The organism is Psychroflexus sp. MES1-P1E, assembly GCF_002836055.1.
Taxonomy (GTDB): Bacteria; Bacteroidota; Bacteroidia; order Flavobacteriales; family Flavobacteriaceae; genus Psychroflexus.
On the sequence record NZ_PJBS01000161.1, the window covers coordinates 21498 to 34166 of the forward strand.

Annotated in this window: 10 protein-coding genes; 7 read left to right on the plus strand and 3 right to left on the minus strand. The window is 35.0% G+C overall.

Annotation, left to right across the window (positions count from 1 at the left end; genetic code table 11):
• From CXF67_RS07085 to CXF67_RS18740, 3 genes are read right to left on the minus strand one after another with little or no spacing between them, the layout of a single operon-like run.
• Complete coding sequence (locus CXF67_RS07085; RefSeq protein ID WP_102088119.1) at nt 1-1272, minus strand: glycosyltransferase family protein; 1272 nt, start codon at nt 1270-1272, stop codon at nt 1-3.
• Nucleotides 1269-3695: a YfhO family protein gene (locus CXF67_RS07090; RefSeq protein WP_102088120.1), complete on the minus strand. Its 2427-nt coding sequence runs from the start codon at nt 3693-3695 to the stop codon at nt 1269-1271. Before CXF67_RS07090 ends, CXF67_RS07085 begins: the two co-directional genes overlap by 4 nt.
• Before the next feature lie 30 nt (nt 3696-3725).
• Nucleotides 3726-3854, minus strand: coding sequence for a DUF4834 family protein (locus tag CXF67_RS18740; RefSeq protein WP_257984619.1), 129 nt, complete (start codon nt 3852-3854; stop codon nt 3726-3728).
• Nucleotides 3855-4074: 220 nt separating this feature from the next.
• Here CXF67_RS18740 and CXF67_RS07100 point away from each other — a divergent pair, with 220 nt between their 5' ends.
• From CXF67_RS07100 to CXF67_RS07130, 7 genes are all read left to right on the plus strand, one after another.
• Complete coding sequence (locus CXF67_RS07100; protein WP_102088122.1) at nt 4075-4944, plus strand: transporter; 870 nt, start codon at nt 4075-4077, stop codon at nt 4942-4944.
• A gap of 1069 nt (nt 4945-6013) precedes the next feature.
• Entirely contained in the window at nt 6014-6283 is a 270-nt protein-coding gene (gene rpsO, locus CXF67_RS07105) for a 30S ribosomal protein S15 (protein ID WP_015022818.1), read from the plus strand.
• A gap of 138 nt (nt 6284-6421) precedes the next feature.
• Nucleotides 6422-8581 (plus strand): polyribonucleotide nucleotidyltransferase, encoded by a 2160-nt coding sequence (locus CXF67_RS07110; protein WP_102088123.1) that lies wholly within the window; start codon nt 6422-6424, stop codon nt 8579-8581.
• Between the two features lie 243 nt (nt 8582-8824).
• On the plus strand, nt 8825-9628 hold the full coding sequence (gene proC / locus CXF67_RS07115; RefSeq protein ID WP_015022820.1) for a pyrroline-5-carboxylate reductase: 804 nt from the start codon (nt 8825-8827) through the stop codon (nt 9626-9628).
• Between the two features lie 16 nt (nt 9629-9644).
• Complete coding sequence (proB, locus tag CXF67_RS07120; protein WP_180957917.1) at nt 9645-10415, plus strand: glutamate 5-kinase; 771 nt, start codon at nt 9645-9647, stop codon at nt 10413-10415.
• A gap of 15 nt (nt 10416-10430) precedes the next feature.
• Nucleotides 10431-11630 (plus strand): glutamate-5-semialdehyde dehydrogenase, encoded by a 1200-nt coding sequence (locus CXF67_RS07125; protein WP_102088125.1) that lies wholly within the window; start codon nt 10431-10433, stop codon nt 11628-11630.
• Between the two features lie 165 nt (nt 11631-11795).
• Entirely contained in the window at nt 11796-12659 is an 864-nt protein-coding gene (locus CXF67_RS07130; RefSeq protein WP_015022823.1) for a sigma-70 family RNA polymerase sigma factor, read from the plus strand.
• Nucleotides 12660-12669 lie beyond the last annotated feature (10 nt).

Below are 12669 nucleotides of genomic sequence, written 5' to 3' on the forward strand. Positions count from 1 at the left end.
TCATTTGATAAGTTTTACCAGCTTTTGAGTTAAATTCTTGCGGTGATATTGATCGATATTTTTAGTATTAGATTTCAATTTACCATTTAAAAAAGCCTTAAAAGCCTCTTTTACATAGCTTTTTAGGCTTGTTTTTTCATCGTAGTTAAAACATTTGCCTGAATGGGTTTCAAAAATAATTTGGTTGACGTCCCAACCCTTAGGACCAATAGCTAAAATAGGACGTCTGGAGGCTAAATACTCGAAAATCTTACCTGGGATAATACTCTTATTTTCGGGTTTGTTAATTTCAATGAGCAAGAGCATTTGAGAACTTTTTTGGCTCTCAACAGCATCTTTATGGTCCAAATAACCAATGATACTCACAAACTTTTTTAAACCAGATTGATAGGCAGATTCTAAAACACTATTGCTGACTTTACCAATTAATTTTAGTTCAAAGAAGTCTTTAAAGACTAGATCCTCTTCTATCAATTCTGCGAAAACCTCCCATAAAACTTTTGGATTTCTATCATTAAGCAGTGAGCCTACATGAGAGACTGTAAAGTTTTCGCTAAGCTCAACATACATCGGTGTATCTTCAAAGCCGTTTGTGATCACGTCTATAGGAGTTTTCGTTTTGGTTTCAAACTCGCCTTTAGTTTGAGAACTAGTCACTATAAGTTGATCTGCTGAGTCTAATACTTCCTTTTCTAATGCTTTATGTTTAGCTTGAGAAGAAACGGTAAGTTTCAAAGCGGAATGGTAACCTATGGTTGTCCAAGGATCTCTAAAGTCTGCGATCCATTGGAGATGTGGATTGGCCTGTTTTAAAGCTTTCCCTATAAGGTGCATACTATGTGGAGGACCCGTTGTGATTATCGTGTCTATCTGACTATTTGAAAGATACTCTTTCAGATAATCAACAGAGGGCTTCACCCAAAACTTTCTTGCATCCGGGATAAAAAAATTACCTCTGATGTAAAGCATTAATTGCTCAGACCAGGATTGTCTAGCTTTTAATTTAATAATACCGCTACTAATTGTTTTAGTGTCATCTTTCGATAAAAGATTAGCCATTGCATAGGGTTCAAAAATAGGTTTTTCAAGAACCACAACTTCTGGACTCACTTCCAAAGAAAAATCAAGAATAGGATAACTTGGATTTTTGGGTTTATAAATAATAGGCTGAATACCAAATTCTGGCAAATACTTGGAGAATTTAAGCCAACGCTGTACTCCTGGGCCTCCTGCTGGCGGCCAATAATAGGTCACAATCAATACTTTTTTCATTGCTGAATTTGCTTGTATTTTACTCTATAAATGATTCCTCCTACTGCTACTAAAACTAAAATTATAAAGCTTACTAAAGATACCCTTCCGCCAAACTTTATTACATCTGGCTGAAAGCTAAAAGTGATTTGATGCTTTCCTGCAGGCAATTCCAAAGCTCTTAAGACATAATTAGCCCTAAAGTGTGGAACTTCTTCTCCATCGACGGAAACCTTCCATCCTTGTGGATAATAAATTTCTGAAAACAAAGCGAGACGCTCTCCCTTACTATCATAAGAATAAGTCAATTCATTTTCTGAATAGGATTCTAGTTGAATCTTATCCGACGATTGTACATCGTAAGTTTTAGCCGACTTAGAAAATTGATTGGACTCTACTATTGCTGTAGTACGGGGATTGATTGTATCTAAAGCCAAGATCGCTTGATTGGCATTTTCCACAGGAATCAATTGGTCAACAAACCATGCATTCCCTAAATGGTCTGGGTTAGGTTGAGCCTTTGGCTGACCTTCATCATCAAAAATAAAGTACTTCACATTCAACATATTCAAAATACTTTGCTTGCCTTCATAAATGTAAAAGTCAAACAACTCTTGTGTGCGTCCAGGCTTAGCCGCGTGGTAACCGCCAATAGACTTATGAAAATAAGAAGCCCTTGCAGAGTTTAAAGGATTGGAAGTTAAATCATAAACTCTGTAATGAGAATCGTCGGTAAGAATATCCCGATCTGCTTGAGTAGGCTGGAAAGGTCTTGCTATCACAGAAGCTGCTACAAAATCATCTTCATTCACATATCTAGAATTCACTCCAATCAAATCCACAAGAATAAAAATTCCTATAAGACCTAAGAGCATTATTTGCTTTAAGTTTTTCTTTAGATATAAATAGAATACTGAAGCTAATAGCAAAACAAACACCAGAGATCTTATGGTGTCTGAGGTAAACATTGCCTTTCTATCTTCTTTAAGAGCTCTTACAAATTTTGCTCCATATTGTTCCAAAAACATAGAATCGGTGTTGCCGCTGAAATCAAAAAGCATTGACTTGAGTAATAAAAACAGTAAACTTAATCCTACAAGAATGAATGTGGTATTCTTTAGTGCATTCCATTTCGACTCATAAGACACTTTAGAACTTAAGAATTTGGAGAGTCCTAAAATTGCTAATAGAGGCACACAAAACTCTATGATAACTTGTATAGAAGATACCGCTCTAAATTTGTCATAAAATGGAACAACATCTACAAAGAACTTTGTCAATAGAGAAAAGTTATCTCCCCAAGATAAAAGCAAAGCAAGAATAGACCCTGCCACAATCCACCATTTAGTTTTACCCTTTATAAGAAAGAGGGCTAGAACAAATAGAAATAGTATAGATGCACCAATATAAGCTGGTGCCCCAATAAAGGTTTGATCTCCCCAATAAGTTGGCAAATTCTTACTAAACTCTAAAGCCTGAACTGGAGACGCTCCTAGTTGTATTATTTCATTGTAAACTTCAGAATCTTTGCCTAAAGACTCACTGCTAGATCCTCCCATGAATCTAGGGATAAACAAATTAAAGGTTTCCATAACACCGTAACTATATTCAGTGATGTAGTCGTAATCTAAACCAGATTTCACTTTTTCAGTTCCGTTGGGTTCTATCGTTAGACCTGTTTCACCTCGCGTACTAAAATCGGCGTACTCTTGTGTCGCCAATAAATTGGTTATATTAAGCAAAACAGCCAATATAATAGCTGGGATAAAACTTACGGCAGCCTTGAAATAAGATTTCAATTGTTTGTTTTTATATGCGTTTACAGCATACACAATAACCATAACAAAACACAGCAACATAAGATAATAGGTCATCTGGAAGTGATTGGTCATCAATTCAAAAGCCAAGCCTACACAGAAAAGGAGGTTTCCCCAAAATAACTTTTGCCTAAAAACGAGAACCACACCACTTATAACTATTGGAAAATATGCAATAGCATGAGCTTTAGCATTATGACCAACTCCTAAAATAATGATAAGGTATGTGGAAAATCCAAAAGCAAGTGCTCCTAAAAAGGCCAATTTATAATTAACCTTGAAACACAACAACAAAATATACATACCTATAAAATACAGGAACAAATAATCTGCAGGTCTTGGCAAAAACCTAAGTTGACGATCGATTTCTTTTATAAAATTATAAGGATAGTTTGCGCCTAATTGGTAGGTAGGCATTCCTCCAAAAGCAGAATTGGTCCAGTATGGTTCTTCTCCCTGACTTGCTCTAAAGTCGTTTTGAGCCTTTGCCATTCCTGTATACTGCACAATATCACTTTGATATATTGTTTTTCCCTTGAGAACAGGATAGAAAAAAGCTAATGCAGCTACTATAAATAAAACAATCACCAAAAGGTGCTTCCAAGAGTTCTTAAACAAAGACTTCATAAATAGTTTTAATTTGAAAAAACCTGAAAGTTAGTCAATTTCTTCATAATCTACGTACTCTCCTGCTTTGCTTTCTTTGGGTTTAGATTTAAAAGTTTTGGAAGTTTTAGTCTCTTTGTCTTGTGTTTGAGACTGAGCAGAATTGAATTTATCTTCCATATTTTTTCTGACTTTTTTGAAAACGTATTTCAGCAAAATCGGCCCAAGATACCTCGCCATCAATTTAAGGCCAAAAAAGACCAAAAGGATAATAAGTAAAGTCTTTAAAAATACCATAGTATTATATTGTATGACAAAAATACCACTATCTAGCTGTAACCTGAAAAGTAAAGCTCAAAAAATCATATTTTAACTTATATTTGGGCTATAAACTCTATCTATGAAACTGAAGCTAATCAGCCTTATAACTTTTATTTCCTTAACTGTAAACGCTCAATATACCGATGTGATTAATTCAAATAGACCAGGAGAATCCTTTGGAGCTTATTCCGTAGGTATTAATGTTTTACAATTCGAAACAGGATTAGCCTTTGGCCAAGACAATCACGTCTCCCCTTTAATTCCTGACCGTACTTTATTTGAATATCAATATCAAATCAGATATGGATTAGTAGTGGAGCGCCTAGAAATCTTATTGGACGGAACTTTTGCTAACGTTGAAGATCAATTATTAAGAGGCGGGACTCAAACGACCTCAAACTTCAGTAATTTCGAAAGCAATACATTAGGAGTCAAATATTTACTGTACGATCCTAATATTCAAAAAAAAATAGACGGGCCTAACCTATACAGTTGGAAGAAAAATAATCTTCCCCAGTGGAGTGATTTGATTCCTGCAGTATCTATTTATGCTGGAGTAAATTTGAATTTTGGCGATAATCCCTTCAAATTTGAAGGAGAACCTAATGCTTCCCCGAAAGCAGCTATCATAACACAACACAATATCGGAAGCAAATGGGTCTTTGTATCCAATCTTATTGCCGATAAACCCACTACCGACTTCCCTACTTATGCAGGAATATTTACGCTCACCCATTCTATTTATAAGAAAATAGGGGTTTTTGCTGAATTCCAAACTTACATCAGCGATCTCTACAGCGATGAAATTTTAAGAGGAGGCGTTGCCTTTTTAGCTGGTAAAAACCTTCAAATTGATGTTTCTGGACTTGTTAACTTCAAAGACTCTCCTGAACGCTGGAGAGCAGGCATAGGTATTTCTTATAGAATTGATATGCACGATTCTAACTAATATATTTTAAAAATGATAAAGAGCGTGAGCTTTACCTTGAAGAGCCATAAAATTATAGAAAAAAACGAAGTCTACAAGTTCAGTTTAATCTCAGCTGGGTTTAATTCCCCGAGGCTTGACTCGTGTTTTTAGGAAAGTTTGAAAACGGTTGGTTTTCATCAATCAAAAAAAGCCATTTAAATACCTCGTGGGCTTGCCCCGAGCATTATTTACTTGAAATTTTTAATCAAAAAATCCTCACTAGAAATTTTTAGATTACCATTTATTTTTTAAAATCTTTAAGTGTAGTTATAATGATATCTACACAATGTATCCATTGTTCTTTGTTGATCAATTAATGCTGGTAATAGTATGATGTTACCATGTGTCAGTTTTGTTAGTAAACCATTATTTTTGAAGCGTCACATATGTTTCAAACTCTAAAGCTTTCTTTAGAATTGTTGATGACTAGAGCATTAAGTAACCTTCAAAATATCATTGGCTTCTTTAAAATGTTAGCCTTTTTTATCACTATGATTTACAATTTGTTCTGGGGTTAAAATAGTTTGAACATAAAACCTTTACTTATGAATATTAGTTTCACAAGTAGAATAGTTGTGGTAGTCTATCTGTTTAAAATTTTTAATTCCACTGCTCTAAGTTAATACTGTTGTTTTGTTTTACGCTTACTTTCTTCTAGTCAGGATTATTCATCTTAGAATGGTATTAACTTAAACTAGGGTTTAAAGAAAAAAGATTGAAAGTCCACACTTTGTTTTTTGTGGCCTTACAATCAATAATTATAAAATTTAAATTCTAAAAAAGTCAACCTACTCAAGGTGATCCTAGTGGTTTCAAAAAATTGAATCAAAGCAATAAAGCTTTAAGAAAATGGAAGTTAAAATCAATTAATTTTGAAGTAAATACAACATTTCAGATCATCTGAGTTTAGACTTTGATCTGATCTTAAATCCAACAGTAAAGACTTAATTTTTATAAATTAGATATTCAGATTCGATATAAAAGGGTACTTTTGCACGATTGAATAGAAAATCTATTCTAGCATAAAAATTATTGAAATAATATTGGCATGTACTTAACACAAGAAGAAAAAGGCGAATTATTTGCCAAACACGGTAAGGATAGTAAAGATTCCGGATCTGCCGAAGGTCAAATCGCATTGATGACCGGAAGAATTGAATTCATTTCTCAACACCTTAAGACAAACAGAAAAGATTATAATTCTGAACGTTCACTAGTAAAACTTGTAGGTAAAAGAAGAAACCTATTGGATTATCTTATGAAGAAACATATTATGAGGTATAGAGCTATTGTAAAAGATTTAGGATTAAGAAAATAAATTTAAAGGGGCAATTTTGCCCCTTTTTTAGTTTAAAAGCGTTCCCTAGAAAAGCTTCCATTGGTTTATACCTTTTTTCTAAACAACAACACAACAACTATTTTCTAAGAAAATGTATAACCTTAAAATCATTAGTTTATGATTCCAAAAACATTTAGTGAAATTATCGATCTCGGCGATGGTAGAGAAATCAAGCTCGAAACAGGTAAATTAGCAAAACAAGCACACGGTTCTGTAGTCGTACAAATGGGTGACACTATGTTACTTTGTACAGTAGTGTCATCTTACAAAGAAAGTAAAATGGATTTCTTTCCATTAACTGTAGACTATAGAGAAAAATTTGCAGCAGCAGGTCGTTACCCAGGAGGATTCTTCAAAAGAGAAGCAAGACCAAGTGATGGTGAAGTATTAACAATGAGAATAGTAGATAGAGTTTTACGTCCGCTTTTCCCTTCAGATTACAGAACTGAAACACAAGTTATGATTCAACTTATGTCTCATGATGAAAATGTAATGCCAGACGCCTTAGCAGGCCTAGCCGCTTCTGCAGCCATACAACTTTCAGATATTCCTTTTGAAACGGCTATTTCTGAAGCTAGAGTTGCAAGAATAAATGGGGAATTTGTCATCAATCCAAGCCGAAGTCAGCTTAAAGAATCGGACATCGATATGATTATTGGTGCTTCTATGGATTCTGTGATGATGGTAGAAGGCGAGATGAAAGAAATTTCTGAAGAGGAAATGGCAGAAGCCATTCAGTTTGCTCACGAGCATATCAAAAAACAAGTGGAAGCGCAATTGCGTCTAGCAGAAGCTTTTGGTAAAAAACCAGTTAGAGAATATGCTGTAACTGAAGATAATGAAGATTTTGAAAAGAAAATTCATGATTTAGCTTACGATAAAATATATAAGATTGCTAAAGGTGGTCACAGCAAAAAAGATCGTGGAGAAGCTTTTTCAGCAGTAAAAGAGGAAGCCATGGCTTTATTTTCTGAAGAGGAATTAGAAGGAAACGAAAAGTTGATTAAAAAGTACTACAATAAAATCGAAAAAGCAGCAGTAAGGGAACTTACTCTAGCTGAAGGTTTACGTCTAGACGGAAGAAAAACAGACGAAATTAGACCTATCTGGTGTGAAGTCGCCTATTTACCTTCTGTTCATGGTTCAGCTATATTTACTCGTGGAGAAACCCAAGCTTTGGCTACAGTAACTCTTGGAACATCTAGAGAAGCCAGTACAATAGATATGCCAACTCACCAAGGTGAAGAGAAGTTCTATTTACATTATAACTTCCCTCCTTTTTGTACAGGTGAAGCTTATCCTATACGCGGGACTTCTAGACGAGAAATAGGTCATGGAAATCTTGCTCAAAGAGCTTTAAAAGGAATGATTCCGGAAAGCAATCCCTACACTGTAAGAGTTGTATCTGAAGTTTTAGAATCTAATGGATCGTCTTCTATGGCAACCGTTTGTGCGGGAACTATGGCTATGATGGATGCAGGAATAAAAATGAAAAAACCTGTTTCTGGAATAGCAATGGGATTGATTTCTGATGGAGATCGCCATGCTGTTTTATCCGATATCTTAGGAGATGAAGATCACTTAGGAGATATGGATTTTAAAGTGACAGGGACTGCAGACGGTATCACTGCTTGCCAAATGGATATTAAAGTAAAAGGTTTGCCTTACGAAATTCTTGTAAAAGCTTTACAACAAGCAAGAGCGGGTAGATTACATATTCTTGAGAAATTGACTGATACTATTTCACTACCAAATGAAAATGTGAAAGCCCACGCTCCAAAAATTATCACTAGAAGAATTCCAAATGAGTTTATTGGTGCATTAATTGGACCTGGAGGTAAAGTTATCCAAGAACTACAAAAATCAACAGGAACAGAAATAGTTATAAATGAAGATCCTGTTACTGAAGAAGGAATTGTAGAAATCCTTGGTACAAAACAAGAAGGTATAGACAAAGTCTTAGCTAAAATTGATTCTGTAACCTTCAAGCCAGAGAAAGGGAGTGTTTATGAAGTCACTGTCGTTAAAGTTTTAGACTTTGGTGCAGTTGTAGAATATAACGACGCCCCTGGAAATGAAGTTTTATTACACATTTCAGAATTAGCTTGGGAGCGTACAGAAAATGTTGCTGATGTTATGAAACTAGGTGATGTTTTAGATGTAAAATACTTTGGAGTGGATCCTAGAACTAAGAAACCTAAGGTTTCTAGAAAGGCTCTTTTAAAAAAACCCGAAAGACCTCAGAAAAATGAGGACGATTCAAGTAAATCTGAATAATTCAGATAAGTTTTAAAAAACGGTTTAGAATATTCTAAGCCGTTTTTTTTGTTTGCTGACAACATAGCATCACTGACATATTTTCAGAGGTTGTTTTGTTGAATATAGTGATGAAAAATAGGTTTATTTCATAAAATAGGTTTAATAATTCAAAATAAAATAATAAAATAGGTATTTTAGTAAATGTGCATGATCATTGCACTTTACAAGTAAATCATTTTTATTAATCATTAAAAAAATAGAATGAAAGTATTAGTAATTGGAGCGGGTAATATGGGATTAACTTACTCTGAAGGAATGGCAAAATCCCCTTTATTAAATAGAAAAAATCTGATGATTCATGACGTCTCAGAAGACTTATTGAAAAAACTTAGTGAAGTGTCTTACTATGACACCTTCGATAATCTACAAGATTGTGTGCCTAACGCAGATGTCGTCTTTCTAGCGGTTAAGCCTTACCACAGTGAGGAATTGTTTGAAAGAATGAAACCAATGCTCGATGAACAGCAAATCATTGTATCGCTGATGGCGGGCGTTACCATCGAAAACATTCAAAATGGACTCAATGTTAAAAAAGTAGTAAGGACTATGCCCAACTTACCTGCAAAGGTTGGTAAAGGGGTAACTTCTTATACGGAATCTAAGGAAGTCTCTAGAGTAGAGTTGCTTATGATTAGAAACCTACTGGATACTACAGGACAATCCATTCGTGTAAAAAATGAAGATTTCATAAATAAATCCACCGGTATTTCTGGTAGTGGACCAGCTTATATATTTTACTTTATGGCTTCGATGTTGGATGCTGCTAAGAAAATGGGATTTTCAGATCATGATTCTAAAATATTAGTGAGCAATACCTTTGAAGGTGCAGTTCATCTATTCAATGAATCTGATTTATCTCCTGAAAAGTGGATGGATCGCGTTGCGTCTAAAGGCGGTACAACTAGAGCAGCACTAGACTCTATGGACGATAATAATGTAAAACAGCTCATTCAGGATGCTGCCTATGCAGCCTTTAACAGAGCAGTAGAACTTGGTGATGAGTAATTTAAACCTTAAAAAAATGCATTCAAAACGTATAGTTGTAAAAGTTGGAACCAATGTCATGACCAACAGAAACAATAGAATTGTAGGTCCAATTCTAAAAAACTTAGTGAGACAAATTGCTTATTTATACGAGCGTGATATCATTACAATTCTTGTGTCTTCTGGATCTGCTATAGCAGGAAAAGAGGTCTTAGGCTCATGTTCTTCGAACGATAAGTCTATTAGACGACAAGTATATTCTTCTGTAGGACAGCCTAGAATGATGAGACATTATTATACGATGTTTCATGATTACGGGATGCGTTGTGGACAAGTATTAGCCACTAAAAGAGATTTCGCACCTGGTAAATATCGCGAAAATATGATCAATTGTTATGAAGGCCTTTTAAAAGAGGGCATCGTTCCAATTGCCAATGAAGATGATGCGGTTTCCCTTTCTATGTCTATGTTTTCCGACAATGATGAGTTAGCCAGTTTAGTTTCAGAATTGGTTAAGGCAGACATGTTAATTATGCTTACTGATATCGAAGGCCTTTATACAGGTCATCCAGATCATGAGGATTCCAAAGTGTTAAGACATGTGAGAGTCCACGATAATGTTGAAAAATATGTTCAAGAAAATGAAAAAGGAGAAGGCGAAGGCCGAGGTGGCATGGAGTCCAAGCTAAAAATAGCTAAGATGACGGCAAGTAAAAATATTCCTACTTTCATAGCCAACGGAAAGGATGAGAATATCATCATAGATATATTAGAAGGTAGAGAAGTCGGTACTAAATTTACTGTTTAATCTTAAAAACGATTTATGAAGTTATTAGATACAAAAGTTAAAAACGACGTTCTTCAATCGATGATAACTATTATCGATAAAAGAAGAGATGAGATTATAGAAGAAAATAAAAAAGACTTAGAATCCTTCAAGAGAAATGATCAGGCCCTTTACGATAGATTGGTGGTGAATCAAAGTAAAGTTAACGGTATGATTCAAGCTATTAAGGAAGTGAAAGAACAAGATGATCCTGTTGGAAAAACTATTTCTGAAAAAACCTTAGATAATGGTTTGAAGATTGTCAACAAAACAGATCCCTTTGGTACTATCATGATCATTTATGAATCAAGGCCAGATGTAACCATTGAAGCAGCAGTTTTAGCCTTTAAAGCGAATAATAAAATATTCTTGAAAGGTGGGAAAGAAGCGAATCATAGCAATATCATTTTAGAAAAATGCTGGCATGAAGCCTTAAAAGAAAATGGATTGTCTACAGATTGGATTTCTCTACTTCACCTCAATCGTGAAGAAACAAGAGAGTTTTTAAGCAATCCACCAGAAAAAATAGATCTAGTAGTTCCAAGAGGTGGTGATAAGTTGATAGATTTTGTGAAGAGAACAGCTAAAGGAGCTGTTCTCGTTAGTGGTAGAGGAAATAACTTTTTATACGTATCTCCCGATGCAGATTGGGATACCGCTAAAAAAGTAATCATCAATGCTAAAACAGATAAAATCTCTGGATGTAATGCTCTAGATAAGGTATTGATCGACTCTCACTTGCCAGATTTCGAAGCTAAGGTTAAGGGCTTAGCAGAGACTCTAGAAAATGATTATAAGGTAGAAATTCTTGTCGATGGTAAAGTGGAAGATGTTTTGGATAAACCTACACTTCCAACAAAAGATACATGGACAGAGGAATTTTTAGCTTTAAAAATAGTTTTATCTTCCGTAGAATCCTTTGATGAAGCTGTAGAGAAGATAAATACTTACTCTGGAGGTCATTCTTCTGTAATTATCACTGAAGATGATACTAAAGCTTTAGAATTTATGCAACAAATTGATTGTGCTGCTGTATATCAAAATGCGTCTACTAGATTTACAGACGGTGGACAAATGGGAGTTGGAGCTGAACTAGCAATTTCTACAGATAAATTGCATCACAGAGGCCCCTTAGGACTAAAACAACTGGTCACCAACAAATATTATATTTGGGGTAATGGACAAATCAGAGAATAAATATTAAAATTTAAGGTGCCTAACAGCCTGCTTTACAATCTAAAGCAGGCTTTTTTGTGAAAGATAACGTCGGTTTTAAAAATAATTTGATGCCTCCGTGTAACATTTTCTCCTTTTAGCTCGTAAAATAATATGTAGATAAACGATAATTGAGGACATAGCTAAATGAGACAACTTAAAATTACCAAACAGGTTACCAACAGAGAAACTGCATCCCTAGACAAGTATCTTCAAGAAATTGGAAAAGTAGACTTGATTACGGCGGAAGAAGAAGTTGAGCTTGCACAAAAAATTAAAGCTGGAGATGATTTAGCTTTAGAGAAATTGACCAAGGCCAATTTAAGATTTGTGGTATCTGTATCAAAGCAGTACCAAAATCAGGGTCTTACCCTACCCGATCTTATTAATGAAGGAAATTTAGGACTCATTAAAGCGGCAAAACGCTTTGATGAAACAAGGGGTTTCAAATTTATTTCCTATGCGGTGTGGTGGATTAGACAATCCATCCTTTCAGCTTTGGCTGAGCAATCCCGTGTAGTAAGATTACCTTTAAACAAAATTGGTTCTATTAACAAAATCAATAAGACTTTTGCCATTCTAGAGCAACGCCATCAACGACCACCGAGTCCAGATGAAATTGCAAAAGAATTGGAAATGACCGTTAATGACGTTAAAGAGTCTTTAAAAAATTCTGGGCGTCACTTATCTATGGATGCTCCGTTGATTGAAGGTGAAGACTCCAATTTATATGATGTTTTAAAATTTGGAGAATCTCCAAATCCAGAAAACGATTTGCTACACGAATCGCTTCAAACAGAAATAGAAAGAGCTCTAGAAACGTTAACCACACGGGAGGCCGATGTCATTCGTCTTTACTTTGGATTAGGAAATCAACAACCTATGACTTTGGAAGAAATTGGAGAGACTTTTGGACTTACTAGAGAAAGAGTAAGACAGATTAAGGAAAAAGGGGTTAGACGTTTAAAACACACCTCTAGAAGCACTATACTCAAAACATACCTAGGATAGGTTTAGGTTT

Excerpts from the sequence above, each read along its gene's own strand:
- CXF67_RS07085 (WP_102088119.1), bottom strand. The coding sequence starts at position 1,272 with ATGAAAAAAGTATTGATTGTGACCTATTATTGGCCGCCAGCAGGAGGC.
- CXF67_RS07090 (WP_102088120.1), bottom strand. The coding sequence starts at position 3,695 with ATGAAGTCTTTGTTTAAGAACTCTTGGAAGCACCTTTTGGTGATTGTT.
- CXF67_RS18740 (WP_257984619.1), bottom strand. The coding sequence starts at position 3,854 with ATGGAAGATAAATTCAATTCTGCTCAGTCTCAAACACAAGACAAAGAG.
- CXF67_RS07100 (WP_102088122.1), top strand. The coding sequence starts at position 4,075 with ATGAAACTGAAGCTAATCAGCCTTATAACTTTTATTTCCTTAACTGTA.
- rpsO (WP_015022818.1), top strand. The coding sequence starts at position 6,014 with ATGTACTTAACACAAGAAGAAAAAGGCGAATTATTTGCCAAACACGGT.
- CXF67_RS07110 (WP_102088123.1), top strand. The coding sequence starts at position 6,422 with ATGATTCCAAAAACATTTAGTGAAATTATCGATCTCGGCGATGGTAGA.
- proC (WP_015022820.1), top strand. The coding sequence starts at position 8,825 with ATGAAAGTATTAGTAATTGGAGCGGGTAATATGGGATTAACTTACTCT.
- proB (WP_180957917.1), top strand. The coding sequence starts at position 9,645 with ATGCATTCAAAACGTATAGTTGTAAAAGTTGGAACCAATGTCATGACC.
- CXF67_RS07125 (WP_102088125.1), top strand. The coding sequence starts at position 10,431 with ATGAAGTTATTAGATACAAAAGTTAAAAACGACGTTCTTCAATCGATG.
- CXF67_RS07130 (WP_015022823.1), top strand. The coding sequence starts at position 11,796 with ATGAGACAACTTAAAATTACCAAACAGGTTACCAACAGAGAAACTGCA.